This is a genomic window from Pseudomonas sp. (assembly GCF_049300855.1).
Taxonomy (GTDB): domain Bacteria; phylum Pseudomonadota; class Gammaproteobacteria; order Pseudomonadales; family Pseudomonadaceae; genus Aquipseudomonas.
The window spans coordinates 98606-117594 of record NZ_JBAQKH010000027.1 but is presented as its reverse complement, the minus strand read 5'-3'; the positions used below and the strand labels follow the sequence as shown (position 1 = coordinate 117594).

General features: G+C 60.7%; 18 protein-coding genes. 13 read left to right on the top strand and 5 right to left on the bottom strand.

All coding sequences use genetic code 11. The annotated features are described in order from the left end of the window. The first annotated feature begins 43 nt into the window (after positions 1–43). The 13 genes from WA225_RS13455 to WA225_RS13395 all read left to right on the top strand — a co-directional run bounded on the left by WA225_RS13455 (position 44) and on the right by WA225_RS13395 (position 12626). Positions 44–1315: a glutamate-5-semialdehyde dehydrogenase gene (locus tag WA225_RS13455; RefSeq protein ID WP_422608298.1), complete on the top strand. Its 1272-nt coding sequence runs from the start codon at positions 44–46 to the stop codon at positions 1313–1315. Further along, positions 1284–2006: a nicotinate-nucleotide adenylyltransferase gene (gene nadD, locus WA225_RS13450; RefSeq protein ID WP_422608297.1), complete on the top strand. Its 723-nt coding sequence runs from the start codon at positions 1284–1286 to the stop codon at positions 2004–2006. Before WA225_RS13455 ends, nadD begins: the two co-directional genes overlap by 32 nt. Before the next feature lie 72 nt (positions 2007–2078). After that, positions 2079–2573, top strand: a complete 495-nt coding sequence (gene rsfS, locus WA225_RS13445) for a ribosome silencing factor (protein WP_042561254.1) — start codon at positions 2079–2081, stop codon at positions 2571–2573. A 9-nt stretch (positions 2574–2582) separates the two neighbouring features. Beyond that, a complete protein-coding gene (rlmH, locus tag WA225_RS13440) occupies positions 2583–3050 on the top strand; it encodes a 23S rRNA (pseudouridine(1915)-N(3))-methyltransferase RlmH (protein ID WP_003185785.1) in 468 nt (155 codons plus the stop codon). A gap of 10 nt (positions 3051–3060) precedes the next feature. Continuing rightward, complete coding sequence (gene mrdA, locus WA225_RS13435) at positions 3061–4956, top strand: penicillin-binding protein 2 (protein ID WP_422608296.1); 1896 nt, start codon at positions 3061–3063, stop codon at positions 4954–4956. A gap of 31 nt (positions 4957–4987) precedes the next feature. Further along, a complete protein-coding gene (rodA, locus tag WA225_RS13430) occupies positions 4988–6091 on the top strand; it encodes a rod shape-determining protein RodA (protein WP_422608369.1) in 1104 nt (367 codons plus the stop codon). A gap of 17 nt (positions 6092–6108) precedes the next feature. Continuing rightward, positions 6109–7119 (top strand): lytic murein transglycosylase B, encoded by a 1011-nt coding sequence (gene mltB, locus WA225_RS13425; RefSeq protein WP_422608295.1) that lies wholly within the window; start codon positions 6109–6111, stop codon positions 7117–7119. Next, positions 7119–8129, top strand: a complete 1011-nt coding sequence (locus WA225_RS13420) for a septal ring lytic transglycosylase RlpA family protein (protein WP_422608294.1) — start codon at positions 7119–7121, stop codon at positions 8127–8129. Before mltB ends, WA225_RS13420 begins: the two co-directional genes overlap by 1 nt. A 184-nt stretch (positions 8130–8313) precedes the next feature. Next, complete coding sequence (locus WA225_RS13415) at positions 8314–9471, top strand: D-alanyl-D-alanine carboxypeptidase family protein (RefSeq protein WP_007909601.1); 1158 nt, start codon at positions 8314–8316, stop codon at positions 9469–9471. 85 nt (positions 9472–9556) lie between these two features. Beyond that, positions 9557–9832 (top strand): DUF493 domain-containing protein, encoded by a 276-nt coding sequence (locus WA225_RS13410; RefSeq protein WP_422608293.1) that lies wholly within the window; start codon positions 9557–9559, stop codon positions 9830–9832. After that, a complete protein-coding gene (gene lipB / locus WA225_RS13405; protein ID WP_008087909.1) occupies positions 9832–10479 on the top strand; it encodes a lipoyl(octanoyl) transferase LipB in 648 nt (215 codons plus the stop codon). The genes WA225_RS13410 and lipB overlap by 1 nt, the downstream gene beginning before the upstream one ends. 25 nt (positions 10480–10504) lie before the next feature. Continuing rightward, entirely contained in the window at positions 10505–11503 is a 999-nt protein-coding gene (gene lipA / locus WA225_RS13400) for a lipoyl synthase (RefSeq protein WP_161986515.1), read from the top strand. Between the two features lie 172 nt (positions 11504–11675). Further along, positions 11676–12626, top strand: coding sequence for a S66 peptidase family protein (locus WA225_RS13395; protein ID WP_422608292.1), 951 nt, complete (start codon positions 11676–11678; stop codon positions 12624–12626). A gap of 126 nt (positions 12627–12752) precedes the next feature. On the opposite strand, the gene WA225_RS13390 is transcribed toward WA225_RS13395, so the two are convergent. The 5 genes from WA225_RS13390 to leuS form a co-directional block, all read right to left on the bottom strand. Then, positions 12753–14075, bottom strand: a complete 1323-nt coding sequence (locus tag WA225_RS13390) for a lytic murein transglycosylase (RefSeq protein ID WP_422608291.1) — start codon at positions 14073–14075, stop codon at positions 12753–12755. A gap of 61 nt (positions 14076–14136) precedes the next feature. Continuing rightward, complete coding sequence (gene arfA / locus WA225_RS13385; RefSeq protein WP_053124158.1) at positions 14137–14301, bottom strand: alternative ribosome rescue factor ArfA; 165 nt, start codon at positions 14299–14301, stop codon at positions 14137–14139. A 183-nt stretch (positions 14302–14484) separates the two neighbouring features. Further along, entirely contained in the window at positions 14485–15522 is a 1038-nt protein-coding gene (gene holA / locus WA225_RS13380) for a DNA polymerase III subunit delta (protein ID WP_422608290.1), read from the bottom strand. A 39-nt stretch (positions 15523–15561) separates the two neighbouring features. Further along, on the bottom strand, positions 15562–16167 hold the full coding sequence (gene lptE / locus WA225_RS13375) for an LPS assembly lipoprotein LptE (RefSeq protein ID WP_422608289.1): 606 nt from the start codon (positions 16165–16167) through the stop codon (positions 15562–15564). An 87-nt stretch (positions 16168–16254) separates the two neighbouring features. Next, the gene (gene leuS / locus WA225_RS13370) at positions 16255–18861 is read right to left on the bottom strand and encodes a leucine--tRNA ligase (RefSeq protein ID WP_422608288.1); all 2607 of its coding nucleotides are present in this window, start codon (positions 18859–18861) and stop codon (positions 16255–16257) included. Positions 18862–18989: the final 128 nt, after the last annotated feature.

Sequence of the window (18989 nt, the reverse complement as noted above, 5' to 3'; positions counted from 1 at the left end):
CTATAATCTGCCGCTTTCCTCTTTGCCAAGACCCCAGCAGACCATGACTGAGTCCGTTCTTGACTACATGACCCGATTGGGTCGCGCCGCCCGCGAAGCCTCCCGGGTCATTGGCCGTGCCAGCACCGCGCAGAAAAACCGCGCCTTGCAGGCTGCTGCCAATGCGCTGGACGCTGCACGTGCCGAGCTTGCTGCAGCCAATGAGCAGGATCTGGCCGCCGGTCGCGCCAATGGTCTGGAGCCGGCACTGCTGGAGCGTCTGGAACTGACCCCGGCGCGCATCGACGGCATGATCGTCGGTCTGCGTCAGGTGGCTGCGTTGCCGGACCCGGTCGGCGCGATCCGTGACATGAGCTTCCGTCCGTCGGGCATTCAGGTCGGCAAGATGCGCGTGCCGCTGGGCGTGATCGGGATCATCTACGAATCCCGTCCCAACGTGACCATTGATGCCGCCAGCCTGTGCCTGAAGTCCGGCAACGCGACGATCCTGCGCGGTGGTTCTGAAGCGATTCATTCCAATCGGGCGATTGCCGCGTGCATCCAGCGCGGTCTGGCCGAGGCCGAGTTGCCCGCCGCCGTGGTGCAAGTGGTCGAAACCACTGACCGTGCCGCCGTCGGCGCGCTGATCACCATGCCCGAGTACGTCGACGTGATCGTGCCGCGCGGTGGCCGTGGCCTGATCGAGCGCATCAGTCGCGATGCCCGCGTACCGGTGATCAAGCATCTGGACGGCATCTGCCACGTCTACGTCAGTGCCCACGCCGACCTGCCGAAAGCCCAGCGCATTGCTTTCAATGCCAAGACCTATCGCTACGGCATCTGTGGGGCGATGGAGACGCTGCTGGTTGACCAGACTGTTGCCAGGGATTTCCTGCCATCGATGGCGGCCCAGTTCCGCGAAAAAGGCGTTGAACTGCGCGGTTGCGAGCGTACCCGCGCGATCATCGAGGCCGTGGCGGCCAGCGAAGACGACTGGAATACCGAGTACCTGGCGCCGATTTTGTCGATCCGCGTCGTCGACGGTCTGGATCAGGCCATCGAACACATCAACCATTACGGCTCCCATCACACCGACTCGATCGTCAGCGAAAACCTCGCCGATACTCGCCGGTTCGTAGCGGAAGTCGACTCGGCGTCGGTGATGATCAACACCCCGACTTGCTTTGCCGATGGATTTGAATATGGATTGGGTGCCGAGATCGGCATTTCTACTGATAAGCTGCACGCCCGCGGCCCGGTGGGTCTCGAAGGCCTGACCTGCGAGAAGTACATCGTGGTCGGTGATGGCCAGTTGCGCGGCCAGGCGACGGTCTGACTTGACCGACCTCGACCTGACAGCGCCGCAATCCGGCAGCGAGTCCCGCCCCCGCCGCATTGGCGTACTGGGTGGCACGTTCGATCCGGTGCACATCGGCCATTTGCGCGGTGGGCTGGAAGTTGCCGAAGCGCTGGCGCTCGACGAGTTGCGTCTAACGCCGAGTGCGCGGCCGCCGCATCGCAATGCGCCGCAGGTATCGGCGCAGGACCGCCTGGCGATGGTCGAGTGCGCGGTGGCCGGAGTGCCGCCGCTGGTGGTGGACGCCCGCGAATTGCAGCGGGACAAACCGTCCTACACCATTGATACCCTGGAGTTGATGCGCGCCGAAATGCCCGCTGAAACCCAGGTTTTTCTGCTTTTGGGCTGGGACGCATTTTGCGGCCTGCCCACTTGGCACCGCTGGGAAGAGTTGCTCCAGCATTGCCACATCCTGGTGCTACAGCGCCCGGACGCCGACAGCGAACCGCCGGATGCCTTGCGCAACCTGCTGGCAGCGCGTTCGGTGAGCGACCCGCTGGCCTTGAAAGGGCCGAGCGGACAGATTGCATTCGTCTGGCAGACACCGCTCGCGGTTTCCGCCACCCAGATCCGTCAACTGCTGGCCAGCGGTAAGTCGGTACGTTTCCTGGTGCCCGACGCGGTCCTGGCCTACATCGATGCGCACGGTCTTTACCGTGCGTCGAACTGAGCAAGGCGTGCTTCACTGATACGAATCCACGTATCGCCAAGCCGCCGAATATATGAGCAAAACGAGTTTTATATGACTGACAAAGACCTACCGAAAGTAAAACGCAAAGGCACATTCAAAAGCGCGCCGCTGCCGGAAGTGGCCAACACCAACGAGCCGCTGAAGGGCGACGAGCTGGTCAAACTGGCCGTAGCTGCCCTGGAAGACGTCAAGGCACAAGACATCCAGATCATCGATGTTCGCGACAAGCAGAGCATCACTGACTACATGATCATCGCCACCGGTACGTCCAACCGCCAGATCAACGCGATGCTCGACAAGGTTCGCGAAGAAGTCAAAAAGCAGGGCGCCAAGCCGCTGGGCGAAGAAGGCAAGGGCGACAGCGATTGGGTGCTGTTGGACCTGGACCTGGTGATCGTGCACATGATGACTGCCTCCGCACGTCAGTTCTATGACCTGGAACGTCTGTGGGCCGGTGCCGAGCAGAGCCGTGCGGCCGATGCCAAACACCACAGCCCGGAAAACACCCACGAGCACTTCACCAAGCTCAACAAAGATCAGCTGTAAGGGATTGCTGTGCGACTGCGCCTGATCGCCGTCGGTTCACGCATGCCCAAGTGGGTGGAAGAAGGCTGGCATGAATATGCCAAGCGTCTTCCGTCCGAGCTGGCGCTGGAACTGGTGGAAATACCGCTCAATACCCGTGGCAAAAATGCCGACGTGGCCCGATTCATCCGCCAGGAAGGCGAAGCCATGCTGGCCAAGGTCGGGCCGAACGAGCGGATCGTCACGCTGGAAGTCCACGGCAAGCCCTGGAGCACCGAGCAGTTGGCGGTCGAACTCGACCGCTGGCGGCTGGATTCGCGTACGGTCAATTTCATGGTCGGTGGCCCGGAAGGGCTGGCGCCGGAAGTCTGTGCCCGCGCGGATCAGCGCTGGTCGTTGTCGCCGCTGACGTTGCCGCACCCGCTGGTGCGGATTCTGATCGGCGAACAGTTGTACCGTGCCTGGACCGTGCTGTCCGGTCACCCTTACCACAAGTAAGCCTGCCCTCATGTCTCAGCCGATCCGCATCAAGGACCACGAAAAGGACGCCCGTCTGGTGCGTAGCCGCGTCGTGTTCGGGGCCATTGCGATCGTGATGCTGATCGGTGTGTTGATTGCGCGGCTGTATTACTTGCAGGTGATCCAGTACGAGTACCACTCGACGCTGTCGGAAAACAACCGCGTTCATGTGCAGCCGATTCCACCGACCCGCGGGCTGATTTTCGACCGCAACGGCGTGGTCGTGGCGGACAACCGTCCGAGCTTCAGCCTGAGCATGACCCGCGAACGCTCCGGCGACTGGCAGCAAGTGCTCGACGTCATTGTCGAAGTGCTGGAGCTGACGCCCGAGGACCGGGTGATCTTCGAGAAGCGCATGCGTCAGGGGCGCCGGCCGTTCGAGCCGGTGCCGATCCTGTTCGAGCTGACCGAAGAGCAGATCGCCCGGATCGCGGTGAACCAGTTCCGTCTGCCGGGCGTGGAAGTGGTCGCGCAACTGGTTCGTCACTACCCGCAGGGCGCGCACTTTGCGCACTCGGTGGGCTACATGGGGCGGATCAACGAGAAAGAGCTGAAGAGCCTCGATCCGGTCAACTACAGCGGCACCCACCATATCGGCAAAACCGGCATCGAGCGTTTCTACGAGCCGGAATTGCACGGTCAGGTCGGTTACGAAGAGGTTGAAACCAACGCCCGCGGCCGCGTCTTGCGTGTGCTCAAGCGTACCGATCCGATTCCCGGCAAGGACATTGTCCTCAGTCTCGACATCAAGTTGCAGGAAGCGGCCGAGGCTGCGCTGGGCGGGCGTCGTGGTGCGGTGGTGGCGCTGGATCCGAAGACCGGTGAAGTGCTGGCGATGGTCAGTCAGCCGAGTTTCGATCCGAACCTGTTCGTCACCGGCATCAGCTTCAAGGCCTATGCCGAGTTGCGTGATTCCATTGACCGGCCATTGTTCAACCGCGTGCTGCGCGGTCTGTATCCGCCGGGTTCGACGATCAAACCGGCGGTGGCGATTGCCGGCCTCGACTCGGGTGTGGTGACGGCGTCGAGCCGAGTGTTCGACCCCGGCTACTACATGCTGCCCAACTATGATCACAAATACCGTAACTGGAACCGTACCGGTGACGGTTTCGTCGACCTCGACACGGCGATCATGCGGTCCAACGACACCTACTTCTATGACCTGGCGCACAAGCTCGGCATCGATCGGCTGTCGACTTACATGAACAAGTTCGGCATCGGCCAGAAGGTCTCGCTGGACATGTTCGAAGAATCCCCCGGCCTGATGCCGTCCCGCGAATGGAAGCGGGCGACGCGCAAACAGGCGTGGTTCCCTGGCGAAACCCTGATCCTCGGGATCGGCCAGGGCTACATGCAATCGACTCCGCTGCAGTTGGCACAAGCCACGGCGCTGGTCGCCAACAAAGGCGTGTGGAACCGTCCACACCTGGCCAAATCCCTCGAAGGGGTGAAGCCGGTGGATGAAAACCCGATGCCGGACATCGTTCTGCGCGACCCGTCGGACTGGACCAAGGTCAACCACGGCATGCAGCAGGTCATGCACGGCGCGCGCGGTACCGCGCGTAAAGCCGCCATTGGCGCGCAATACCGCATCGCCGGCAAGTCGGGTACCGCGCAGGTGGTGGCGATCAAGCAGGGCGAGAAGTACGACCGCTCCAAGGTTCAGGAGCGTCACCGCGACCACGCCTTGTTCGTCGGTTTTGCCCCGGCCGATGATCCACGCATCGTCGTGTCGGTGATGGTCGAGAACGGTGAATCCGGTTCCGGCGTCGCCGCGCCGGTGGTGCGTCAGGTCATGGATGCCTGGCTGCTCGATCAGGACGGACGTTTGAAGGCCGAATACGCCAGCCCAATCAGTGCGGAGGCTACGGCCCGTGATGAATAATTTTGATCGCATGCTCTCCAGTGAGGATGTGATGCGTCGCCGCGCGACGTTGCTGCAAAGACTGCATATCGATGGCCCGTTGCTGATCCTGCTGCTGATTCTCGCGGCGGGCAGCCTGTTCGTGTTGTATTCGGCGAGCGGCAAGAGTTGGGATCTTTTGGCTAAACAGGCCACTTCGTTCGGCATCGGCCTGGTGTCGATGATCGTCATCGCTCAGTTCGAACCGCGTTTCATGGCCCGTTGGGTGCCGCTCGGGTATGTGATCGGGGTGGTGCTGCTGATGGTTGTGGACATCATGGGTCACAACGCCATGGGCGCGACACGCTGGATCAACATTCCCGGGGTGATTCGCTTCCAGCCCTCGGAGTTCATGAAGATCCTGATGCCGGCGACCATTGCCTGGTACCTGTCCAAGCGCACGCTGCCGCCGCAACTCAAGCACGTCGGCATCAGTTTGATGCTGATCGGCGTGCCGTTTGTGCTGATCGTGCGTCAGCCTGACCTCGGTACTTCGCTGCTGATTCTGGCGGGCGGGGCGTTCGTGCTGTTCATGGGTGGGTTGCGCTGGCGCTGGATCCTCAGCGTGCTGGCGGCGGCGGTACCCGTGGCCGTCGCCATGTGGTTTTTCATCATGCACGACTACCAGAAGCAGCGAATCCTGACCTTCCTCGATCCGGAAAGCGATCCGTTGGGCACGGGCTGGAACATCATTCAGTCGAAAGCCGCGATCGGTTCCGGCGGCGTCTTCGGCAAAGGCTGGCTGCTCGGTACCCAGTCGCACCTGGACTTCCTGCCGGAAAGCCACACCGACTTCATCATTGCCGTACTCGGCGAAGAGTTCGGGCTGGTGGGCATTTGTGCGCTGTTACTGATCTATCTATTGTTGATCGGCCGCGGTCTGGTGATTACCGCTCAGGCGCAAACGCTGTTCGGCAAATTGCTCGCCGGAGCGTTGACCATGACGTTTTTTGTTTACGTTTTCGTCAACATCGGTATGGTCAGTGGCCTGTTGCCGGTCGTAGGGGTGCCGTTGCCGTTCATTAGCTACGGAGGAACTTCGCTGGTGACACTGCTGTCAGCGTTTGGGGTTTTGATGTCGATCCATACCCATCGCAAGTGGATCGCACAGGTTTGAATAAGGTGAAGAGTTCAATGCAAGTAATGCGTGGCTGGGCGACTCGATGCGCGCCATTAGTAGGCCTGATGGGCCTGCTGGGGAGCGTGCAGGAAGCGCTGGCCGGCGAATACGAAGGCTCGCCGCAGGTGGCCGAGTTCGTCGGTGAAATGACCCGCGACTATGGTTTCGCCGGTGAACAACTGATGGGGGTGTTCCGCGAGGCCGAGCGCAAGCAGTCGATTCTTGACGCCATTTCCAAACCCGCCGAACGGGTCAAACAGTGGAAAGAATACCGTCCGATGTTCATCACCGACGCGCGCATCGCCCGTGGTGTGGACTTCTGGCGCCAGCACGAGGCGACTCTGGCCCGTGCCGAACAGGAATACGGCGTACCGGCACAAGTCATCGTGTCGATTATCGGCGTCGAGACCTTTTTCGGACGTAATACCGGTAATTTCCGGGTGATCGATGCATTGTCCACGCTCGGTTTCGACTATCCTCCCCGTGCCGAATTTTTCCGCAAGGAACTGCGTGAGTTCCTGCTGCTGGCGCGCGAAGAACAGATCGATCCATTGACCCTCAAAGGCTCGTATGCCGGGGCGATGGGGTTGCCGCAGTTCATGCCGAGCAGCTTTCGTGCGTATGCGGTGGACTTTGACGGTGACGGCCACATCAATATCTGGAACAACCCGGATGATGCGATCGGCAGCGTCGCCAGTTATTTCAAGCGTCACGGCTGGGTCGCCGGCGAACCGGTGGTCAGCCGCGCCGATGTACGTGGCGAGCAGGTCGATGAAGGCCTGACCACTGGCATCGAGCCGACGAAGACCGTCGCAGAGTTGCGAGCGCTGGGCTGGTCAAGTCATGATGCGCTGCGCGATGATATGCCGGTTACTGCATTTCGCCTCGAAGGCGACAACGGCCCTGAGTACTGGATGGGCCTGAAGAATTTCTACGCGATCACGCGTTATAACCGCAGCGTGATGTACGCCATGGCCGTACATCAACTGTCTGAACAGCTGGTACAAGCACGGGGCGTCAAGTAATGCGGGCATTGCCTAACAATAAACCCCTGAAGCTGGTGGCATTCGCTGCGTTGGCAGTGCTGGTCGCCAGTTGCACGACCAGTCGTTCGCCGACGCCGAAAACCGCCAATAACGTGGTACGTGCGCAACCGGGTCTGGATATCAACCGTGCGCACAAAGACGGCGCGCCGTGGTGGGACGTCGACGTGTCGCGCATCCCCGATGCCACGCCGACGCTGCACACCGGCCCGTACAAGGCCAACCCGTACACCGTACTGGGCAAAACCTATTTCCCGCTGCAGGAATCCAAGACCTACGTCGCTTCCGGCACGGCGTCGTGGTACGGCACCAAGTTTCACGGTCAGAACACCGCCAACGGCGAGGTCTACGACCTGTACGGCATGAGTGCCGCACACAAGACATTACCGCTGCCAAGTTACGTTCGGGTGACCAACCTGGACAATAACCGCACCGTGATCCTGCGGGTCAACGACCGTGGGCCGTTCTATTCCGATCGCATCATCGACTTGTCTTACGCCGCCGCAAAAAAACTCGGTTATGCCGAAACCGGCACCGCGCACGTCAAGGTCGAAGGCATCGATCCGCAGCAATATTGGGCAGCCAAGGGCCGTCCGGCACCGTTGATGCTCAACGAGCCGCAGGTCGCGCAGAACAGCGCACCGGTGATCACGGCCTCGGCCGGCACCGTCGAGCAATGGACGCCGCCACCGCAACAACACGCCTCTGACACCGTCCCCGTGCCGATGAGTGCAAAAAAAAACGCTTCTGCAACAGCGACTGGCCAGTATCTGCAGGTGGGCGCGTTCGCCAACCCGGACGCTGCAGAACTCCTGAGGTCGAAGCTCAGCGGGATGGTGAGCGCTCCGGTGTTCATCAGCTCGATCGTGCGCAATCAGCAGACTCTGCACCGGGTACGCCTGGGGCCGATCGGCTCGCCGGGTGAAATTGCCCAGGTGCAGAACAGCGTGCGCCTGGCCAACCTTGGTTCACCAAGTGTGGTCACCGAGTAATACGTAGAACTTGATTGACGATTCGCCAGCGATTGGGGGGTGAATCAGGTTGTTGGCTCGTCGAAGAACAAAAGCCCGGCAAGGGTGACTGGAGTGAGCAACTGAACACGCGATAACCCGTTAGAAGGTTATTTGATTAGTTTTTGCCTTCGGGCAAGTTTCCATTAGCGATTTCGAGAGACGGATGAACATCACCACCTTTGCCAAACGCCTGTGTCTGCTAGTCCCGCTGCTCCTCTCGCCAGCCGCCTTCGCGGCCGAGATGATGCCGTCGCCACCGCAACTGGCCGCCAAAGCCTACGTTCTGATGGATGCCAGCAGCGGCAACGTGCTGGTCGAGAACAATGGCGACCAGCGTCTGCCTCCGGCCAGCCTGACCAAACTGATGACCGCGTACATCGCTACGCTGGAAATCCGTCGTGGCCAGATCGGTGAAAACGATCCGGTGACCGTCAGCGAAAACGCCTGGCGCACCGGCGGTTCGCGGATGTTCATCAAAGTCGGCTCGCAGGTGACTGTCAGCGACCTGCTGCACGGCATCATCATTCAGTCCGGTAACGACGCCAGCGTCGCCTTGTCCGAGCACATCGCTGGCAGCGAAGACGCGTTCGCCGACCTGATGAACAAGACCGTAGCTGATCTGGGCATGACCAATTCCCACTTCATGAACCCGACCGGTCTGCCGAACCCTGAGCACTACTCGTCGGCTCACGACATGGCGATCCTGGCCCGCGCGATCATCCACGAAGACCCGGCTCACTACGCGATCTACTCGCAGAAAGAGTTCTTCTGGAACGGTATCAAACAGCCTAACCGCAACCTGCTGCTGTGGCGCGACAAGACCGTTGATGGTCTGAAAACCGGTCACACCGACGAAGCCGGCTACTGCATGGTGTCCTCGGCAGTACGTGATGGCCAGCGCCTGATCGCCGTGGTGTTCGGCACCAACAGCGAAGTGGCTCGCGCCGCTGAAACCCAGAAGCTGCTGACCTACGGTTTCCGCTTCTTCGAAACCCAGACCTTCTACCAGAAGGGCACCGAGCTGGCTCAGGCCCCGGTGTGGAAAGGCACCACCAATCAAGTCAAGGCCGGCCTGGCTGAAGACCTGACCATGACCCTGCCAAAAGGCCAGCTGAAGAAGCTCGCTGCCAGCATGACCATGAACCCGCAACTGACCGCGCCAATCGCCAAGGGCGACGTGATCGGTAAAGTCGAAGTCAAACTGGAAGACAAGGTCGTGCACAGCGCTGACCTGATCGCTCTGGATGGCGTCGAGGAGGGTGGTATCTTCCGCCGCATGTGGGATAGCATCCGTCTATTCTTCTACGGCTTGTTCAACTGATTTGTGTTGACCTGCATGGCCCCGCCCCGATCCGGTGCGGGGCCATGTGCGTTACCACGGCTTGCGCTCTAGAGGCCGTTACGCCATGACCGATACTGAAGTAAAGGCGCCAAAGATCGAATTCCCCCAGACTGATTATCCGATTAAGGTGATCAGCGACACGGGTGTGGGTCACAAGGACAAGATCATCGAGATCGTGAAGAAATTCGCGACGATCAACGATGAGCGTGTCGACGAGCGTTCGAGCAGCAACGGCAAATACACCACCATTCAGTTGCACATCGTCGCGACCGATCAGGATCAGCTGTACAACATCAACAGCGAACTGCGGGCGACCGGCTTCGTGCACATGGTGTTGTGATGCCGGGCACGCTGGGCTTTCGTGAGCTCGGCCAGATGGCGTACGAGCCGGTCTGGCATGCCATGCAACGCTTTACCAACGAACGCGGCAGCGATGCCGCCGACGAAATCTGGCTCGTCGAACACCCGCCGGTGTTCACGCAGGGCCAGGCCGGCAAGGCTGAACACTTGCTGCTGCCGGGCGATATCCCGGTGGTGCAGGTCGATCGCGGCGGACAGGTGACTTATCATGGCCCCGGCCAGTTGGTGGCCTACCTGTTACTGGATGTACGCAAGCTGGGTTTCGGCGTGCGTGATCTGGTCAGTCGCATGGAGCTTTGCCTGATTGAACTGCTGGCCAGCTACGGCGTAACCGCTGCAGCCAAGCCAGATGCTCCCGGCGTCTATGTCGATGGAGCGAAAATCGCTTCTCTGGGTTTGCGGATTCGCCACGGTTGTTCCTTTCATGGCCTGGCCCTGAACGTGGATATGAACCTGGAACCGTTTCGACGGATTAATCCCTGCGGCTATGCCGGGCTGGCGATGACCCAGCTGAGCGATCATGCAGGATCGATTGAATTTGCCGAGGTAAGTGCCCGGCTGCGCGCGCAGCTCGTCAAACACCTCGACTATGCTGAGCAGACGACCCTGACGGGCGGAATCGACTGATATGACTACTGATGCAGTGCAAACCATGATCCCGACGCTCGACGTGACCGAGCGCCCGGCCCCGCGTCCCAAGGTAGAAGCCGGCGTCAAGCTGCGCGGCGCCGAGAAGGTTGCACGCATCCCGGTAAAGATCATTCCGACCACCGAACTGCCGAAGAAGCCTGACTGGATTCGCGTGCGCATCCCGGTTTCGCCGGAAGTCGACCGGATCAAGAGCCTGCTGCGCAAACACAAGCTGCACAGTGTCTGCGAAGAAGCCTCCTGCCCGAACCTCGGCGAGTGCTTCTCCGGCGGCACCGCGACCTTCATGATCATGGGTGACATCTGCACCCGTCGCTGCCCGTTCTGCGACGTCGGCCACGGCCGTCCGAAGCCACTGGACGTCAACGAGCCGGAAAGCCTGGCCATCGCCATCGCCGACCTCAAGCTCAAGTACGTGGTGATCACTTCGGTTGACCGCGACGACCTGCGTGACGGCGGTGCCCAGCACTTTGCCGACTGCATCCGCGAAATCCGTAAACTGTCGCCGAACGTGCAGCTGGAAACCCTGGTGCCGGACTACCGTGGCCGTATGGACGTCGCGCTGGAAATCACCGCCGCCGAGCCGCCGGATGTGTTCAACCACAACCTGGAAACCGTGCCGCGCCTGTACAAGGCTGCGCGTCCAGGTTCGGATTACCAGTGGTCGCTGACCCTGCTGCAACGCTTCAAGCAGATGATGCCGCACATTCCGACCAAATCCGGCCTGATGCTGGGTCTGGGCGAGACCGACGAAGAAGTCATCGAAGTAATGAAGCGCATGCGCGAACATGACATCGACATGCTTACCCTCGGCCAGTACCTGCAACCGTCGCGCAGCCACTTGCCGGTGCAGCGTTTTGTGCACCCGGACACCTTCGCCTGGTTCGCCGAGGAAGGTTACAAGATGGGCTTCAAGAACGTTGCATCGGGTCCGCTGGTACGTTCTTCGTACCACGCCGACGAGCAGGCGAAGCTGGTCAAGGCTGAGCTGCTGGGTTCCTGATCCGGCGCTGAATCAAAAAATGCCCGCCGAGGCTTTAACGCCCGGCGGGCATTTTTTTGCCTGTCTTACATTCGCTGCTGATTTTTCCTGCAACCTGCGGCGTGGCCGACCCTCTTCTGTTTGCCCCCGTTCCTGACTACTGTGTGTGCATGACTCACAGGGAGATCCAAGGATGACTGTTCGACCGACCCACACACTTTGTCCGCACAGAGCCGTGCCCGCGCTGCCCTCAGAAGGGCTGATCGGCGTCATTGCGCCTGCCGGCCCCGGAACCCTGGACACCGATAAAGCGGTGCAATGGATGCGCGCGCGTGGCTATGGGCTGAAGGTGTTTCCAGGTGTCTATGAAAAGGATGGCTATCTGGCCGGCAGTGATGATGTGCGCCTGCGAGACCTGCACGCGGCGTTCGCTGATCCGGAGGTGGACGCGATCATCTGCCTGCGCGGTGGCTACGGCACGCCGCGCCTGCTGGACCGCATCGACTACGACCTGCTCAGTCGCCACGCCAAGCCCTTTGTCGGTTACAGCGATATCACCGCGCTGCACCTGGCCATCAGTCGTTATGCCGGGTTCGTGACCTTTCACGGGCCGCTGCTCAATGCTGATCTGCTGGGTGACAAGGAGCCACCGACCGTCACGTCATTCTTCGCCATGCTGCGCGGGCAAGTGAAAGCGGGGAGCGTGCTGAGCCATCCGGTGGCTTATCCGTTGACCACGGTCGAGCCCGGCATCGCCCACGGGCGTTTGCTTGGCGGCAATCTGGCGATGATTGCATCGACGCTGGGTACGCCATACGAAATCGATGTTGAAGGGGTGATTCTGCTCATCGAAGACATCAACGAGCCGCTGTATCGCATCGACCGATTGCTGACGCAAATGCGTCTGGCCGGCAAGTTGGCCAAATTGCGTGGCGTGTTGGTGGGGGACATTGCAGGCGTGGATGTCGCGGCATTGAACCGCCTGCTCAAGCAGACGTTCGAGCCGCTGCGGATTCCGGTGCTTTCGGGGTGGCGTAGCGGGCATTGTGATCCGAACCTGACATTGCCGATGGGCGCGTTGGTACGGCTGGATGCCGGGAAGAAGGAATTGATGCTGGAGCAGGATGTGGTGATCAAGGCTTAAAGGCTAGTCGTCTGATAGTCAGTCTTCGCAAGCAAGCTCGCTCCCACATTTGATCTGTTGCGTTCACAGAACCCATGTGGGAGCGAGCTTGCTCGCGAAGGCGCCATCAGCCATACAACCTACCCATTATTGAGTACGCAGGCTTTCCAGCAACTTGTGCGTCGGATAGCCATCCGCCGGCCAGCCAAACGACTGCTGGGCACTGCGAATCGCCTTGCGCGTATTGGCGCCGATGATCCCGTCCGCCGCGCCCGCATCGTAATTGCGCGCACTCAGCAGGGTCTGCAACTCCATGCGCTCGGTACGGCTCAGCGGCAGGTCATCTTTCGGCCAGGTGCCACCGATCAAACCGCCACCGTTGAAACGCTCGGACAACAGGCTCACCGCCAAGGCATACGACGAAGAGTTGTTGTACTTGAGGATCGCCCGGAAGTTATCGAGGATCAGGAACGCGGGGCCACGATAGCCCGCGGGCAGCAACAGGGCGGCGGACAGCTGATCAGTGCCCGCAGGCGCCTGGCCGCCGTTCGGCAGAATCACGCCCAACTGACGCCATTCGGCAACGCTCTTGCGAATCGCGCCATCAGCCAGCGTGTAATTGAAACTGCTCGGCAGTTGCACTTCAAAACCCCACGGCTGGCCGCGTTGCCAGCCCGAGCTTTGCAGGTAATGTGCGGTGGAGGCCAGCGCATCGGCCGGGCTGCCCCAGATGTCGCGGCGACCGTCGCCGTCAAAGTCCACGGCGTGAGTGTTATAGGTGGTCGGAATGAACTGAGTCTGACCCATCGCGCCGGCCCAGGAACCGAGCATCTTCTCGGGCGTGATGTCGCCCTGTTGCAGAATCTGCAGGGCAGCGATCAATTGCGCGTGGGCGAAACCCGGGCGACGGCCCTCGTAGGCGAGGGTGGCCAGCGAGTTGATCACCGACTTGCTGCCCTGGAACTGACCGAAGTTGCTTTCCATGCCCCACACCGACACCAGTGCCTGGCGATCAACGCCGTAACGTTGTTCGATGCTTTGCAGGATGTCGGCGTACTGGCTGATCAGTGCCTGACCTTTACGTACGCGCAGAGGCGACAGCGCGCCGTCGAGGTATTCCCACACCGGGCGGGAGAACTCCGGTTGGCTGCGGTCGGCACGAATCACGCTGGCGTCGAAACTGACGTTGGCAAAGGCGCGATCGAACAGATCAGGACGAATCCCGGCGGCCAGCGCATCTTTGCGAAAGCCTGCCTGCCATTCGGCAAAGGTCTGGGTCGGCTGAAGGTCGAGCGGGTCGGCGGACGGCACTACCGGCGGGATGATCGCTGGGGCCGTGGCGACAGGGGCGGTTTGCAGAGGTTGCGCGTCGGCGGCGGTGGGTTTTTCCGCACAGGCGACCAGCAGAATGAAGCTTGCGGCAGCGATCATCTGGCGAACAGGCCAGCGACGGGAAAGACTTAGGGGCATGCACAGTTCCAGGGGAAACGAATCAGGTGCAGACATTAACATGACCGAGGGGTGCTGCGCTTCAGGCAGCCAGAAAGTAAGAAGCCTCCCAGCTGTCAGACTGGAAGGCTTCGCGGCGGTAGCTGCCTTTGCCCTTGGTTGGTCGTTCCTGACGACTGCGGAACAAGGGTTGGGCGACGATGGATTTGGCCTTGTTGGGGCCATGCTTTGCTGGCTTTTTGCTCATGAGGGTTCTCTCGATGGGGTGGGTTTTGCGCGGCAAATAATCTGCCGATGTCGGGCGTCTGTCCAGTCCCTGATATGTAGGAATGTTCTGACGCTTTCGCGAGCAAGCTCGCTCCCACATTTGCAATGCATTTCAATGTGGGAGCGAGCTTGCTCGCGAATGGCCGTTATGCGGTAGAACAGATTATTCGGCGGGGAGTGTCAGGCGTTGGCCAGCCATCAATAACGCCAGGCGGCTCAGACTCATCCACGGCGAACCGGCCGCCTGACCCTTGATCTGCGCATCGATACGCTGAGCTTCGAGCAACAACTGCGCCCAGCGTTGCGCCGAGTAGCGTTGCAGGGCTTTGCTCATCAACGGTTTGCGCTTGTCCCAGACCGGCGGTCTGGCCTGACTGAAGCACTTGTCCAGCGGCGTGCCCTGGCTGTATTGCAACGAAATGTTGGCCAGCAGGCGCAGCTCTCTCGCCAGCGCCCAGAGGATCACCGGCGGTTCGACACCTTCACCGCGCAGGCCTTCAAGCATGCGCAATGCGTGGGCCGGCTCGCCATTGAGCACGGCATCGGTCAGGCCGAACACGTCAAACCGCGCACTGTCCGCCACAGCGGCCTGCACGGTTTCGACGGTGATCTGCCCACCTTCGGCCATCAACTTGAGCTTTTCGATTTCCTGCGCGGCGGCGAGCAAGTTGCCTTCGACGCGGGCGGCAATCAGTTCGACCGCGTCCTGGCTCGCTGACAAGCCAGCCTGAGACAAGCGCTGACGAATCCAGCTCGGCAACTGATTGGCGTCCACCGGCCAGATCTGGATGAACTGGGTCTGCTGGCCTTCAACCAGCGCCTTGCCCCATTTGGTCTTCTGCGCACTGCCATCGAGCTTGGGCAGGCTGATCAGCAGTACGGTGTCTTCAGCCGGGCGCGAGCAGTATTCGATAAATGCAGCCGCCCCCTTGTCACCGGGCTTGCCCGAAGGCAGGCGCAGTTCCAGCAGACGTTTTTCGGCAAACAGCGACATGCTGGCACCGGCCTGCAACAACGTACCCCAATCGAAATTGGCGTCGGCGGCGAAGACCTGGCGTTCGTCAAAACCTTGCTGGCGCGCAGCACTGCGAATGGCGTCGGCGGCTTCCTGACACAGCAGCGGGTCGTCGCCGCTGATGATGTAGACCGGCGCCAGAGCACCTTGCAGGTGTTTACCGAGTTGGGCGGGAGCGAGCTTCATAAGAAAGGTCGAACGGGGCGCCTGAGCGCCCCGAACGTCTTACTGCTGCGGTATTTCGAGCGGCGACTGACGCGGGGTTTCCGCTTCAGCCTTTTGCGCCGCTTGCAGTGCATCGGCTTCGGCCTTGGCGCGGTCGTTGGCCGCTTGTTGCAACTGCTGCAGTTGACCTGGGGTCAGTTGTTGCAGGCGCAGCATCATGCGCTGGACCAGTTCGCGACGGATGTCGCGACGAGCGTCGTTGGCTTCCTGATCGGAACCGACCAGGTTGTTGCCGTCGTGGATAAACACCTTCTGCACTTCAAGCTTGTCGCTCAGCAGTTGCAGGTTCTTGTCGCCCCGGATCTCATAGTTCAGAACCGTGTTGACCTGGTATTCGCCCGTACGGCCGGCACCGGCGTAGCTGAGGATACGCTGGTTTTCCTGCTCGTCAGCCAGGAACAGTTTGTACGGAGCACCGTTGTAAACCTTGACGCCACTCGACTCCAGCACCTGACGCAGTTGCGTGACAGTCTCGCCGTAGGCGTTACGGGCGCTCAGATCAAGTTCCTTGATCGTCAGTTCATTGGTGCCAGTGCCGCGCAGCTGGAAACCGCAGGCGCTCAACAGAACGGCGAGGCCCATCACCAGCAGATTGCGTTTGATCATTGTGTTGCTCCCCTTGAAACCACGTGGGCCGACTGTGCGACCCGAAAGGTTTTACTTGGCGTCAGGCGAACCTGACGCCCGATCCAATTAGCTGGCGACGATGTTGACCAGTTTCCCCGGCACAACAATCACTTTACGAATAGTCAGGCCGTCGACGAAACGCAGGACGTTTTCGTTGGCGCGCGCTGCCGCTTCCACTTCTTCACGTGTGGCACTGGCCGGCATGTCGATCTGACCGCGCAGCTTGCCGTTGACCTGGATGACCAGGGTCAGGCTGTCCTGCACCAGCGCAGTTTCATCCACCGCAGGCCAACCGGCATCGATCACCGCACCGGCGTGACCCAGTTGATTCCACAGTTCGTGGCTGATGTGCGGCGTGATAGGCGCCAGCAACAGGGTCACGGCTTCCAGGCCTTCATGAACCAGCGCGCGATCCTGTTCAGTGGCTTGCGCGGCTTTTTCCAGCACGTTCATCAGCGTCATCACCTGAGCGATGGCAGTGTTGAATTTGTGGTTCTGGCCGACGTCGTGGCTGGCCTGCTTGATGGCCAGATGGATCGCGCGGCGAACGGCTTTTTGCTCGTCGTTCAGGCTGGCGATGTCCAGTTTGCCCGGCAGACCCTGTGTAACGTGGGCTTGCGCCAGGCGCCAGACACGCTTGAGGAAGCGGTGCGAACCTTCAACGCCGGAGTCGGACCATTCGGCGCTCATGTCAGGCGGCGAGGCGAACATCATGAACAGGCGGCAAGTATCGGCGCCGAACTGATCGATCATCGACTGTGGGTCGACGCCATTGTTCTTCGACTTGGCCATCTTCTCGGTGCCGCCGATTTCCACCGGCAAGCCGTCGGATTTCAGCTTGGCGCTGATGACCTTGGCTTTGCTGTCGCGCTCAAGTTCCACGTCCGCCGGGTTGAACCAGGTGTAGGCACCATTGGCTTCGCGACGATAGTAGGTTTCGGCGATCACCATGCCTTGGGTCAGCAGGTTCTTGAACGGCTCGTTGGAGCTGACCAGACCTTCGTCACGCATCAGTTTATGGAAGAAACGCGCGTAGAGCAGGTGCAGAATCGCGTGTTCGATACCGCCGATGTACTGATCGACCGGCAGCCAGTGATCGGCCGCGGATTTTTCCACCAGGCCACCCTCGAAGTGCGGCGAGGCGTAACGGGCGTAGTACCACGACGATTCGACGAAAGTGTCCATGGTGTCGGTTTCACGCTTGGCAGGCTGTCCGCATTTCGGGCAGCTGCACTCGTAAAACTCTGGCATGCGCGCCAGCGGAGAGCCGGCGCCGTCCGGCACCACGTCTTCCGGCAGGACCACAGGCAGTTGATCTTCCGGTACCGGCACGTCACCGCATGCATCGCAGTGGATGATCGGGATCGGGCAGCCCCAGTAGCGCTGACGGCTGATGCCCCAGTCGCGCAGGCGGAACTGAGTGCGCGAGGCGCCGAGTTCTTTTTTGATCAGGGCGACTTCCATGGCGTCGAATGCGCCAGCGAAGTCCAGACCGTCGAACTCGCCGGAGTTGATCAGTGTGCCGTGCTCGCCGTAGGCGTCTTGCCACGGGGCCGGGTTGCTGTCGCCAGAGCTGGTACGCACGACCGATTTCATCGGCAGGTTGTACTTGTGGGCGAATTCGAAATCGCGCTCATCGTGCGCCGGTACAGCCATCACCGCGCCGTCGCCGTAGTGCATCAGCACGTAGTTGGCGACCCACACCGGCAGCTTCTCACCGGTCAGCGGGTGTTCGACGAACAGGCCGGTTGGCAGGCCTTTCTTCTCTTGTGTGGCAACGTCCGCTTCGGCAACGCTGCCGCCCTTGCATTCAGCGATGAACGCTTGCAGCTCGGTGTTGTTTTTCGCGGCCAGAGTGGCCAGTGGATGCTCGGCAGCCACGGCGACATAGGTCGCGCCCATCAGGGTGTCCGGACGGGTCGTGAAGACTTTGAGGGTGCCGGCTTCGCCGATCGAGTCGACGTTGTACGGGAACTGCACTTCCATGCCGCGGGATTTGCCGATCCAGTTGCGCTGCATGGTCTTGACCTGTTCAGGCCAGCCAGTCAGCTCGTCGAGGCTCTCCAGCAACTCATCCGCATAGGCGGTGATCTTGAAGTAGTACATCGGGATTTCGCGCTTTTCGATCAGCGCGCCGGAACGCCAGCCGCGACCGTCGATCACCTGTTCGTTAGCGAGAACGGTCTGATCGATCGGGTCCCAGTTGACGGTGCCGTTTTTACGGTAGATCACGCCTTTTTCGAACAGGCGAGTGAACAGCCATTGTTCCCAGCGGTAGTAATCCGGCTTGCAGGTAGTGACTTCGCGCGACCAGTCGACCGCCAGACCCAGGCTGCGCAGCTGGGTTTTCATGTAGGCGATGTTTTCGTAGGTCCACTTGGCCGGGGCGACGTTGTTTTTCATCGCGGCGTTTTCCGCCGGCATGCCGAAAGCGTCCCAGCCCATCGGTTGCAGAACGTTCTTGCCGAGCATGCGCTGGTAGCGGGAGATCACGTCGCCGATGGTGTAGTTACGCACGTGCCCCATGTGTAGCTTGCCGCTGGGGTAAGGGAACATCGACAGGCAGTAGTAGGTTTCCTTGCCTGGCTGTTCACTGACTTCAAAGGACTTTTGCTCGTCCCAGAACGACTGGGCGGCGGCTTCGATTTCACGGGGCTGATATTGTTCGTGCATGGCTACTTTTGTACTGGATAGGGGTGGCCTAATCCTCTTCAACGCAGGTTCCGGGATGCCCCGGACGAGCTGGAAGTGGAATTACAGGAAGCGCCGTAGCATACATGACCGCGCTTGGCCTAGGGAAA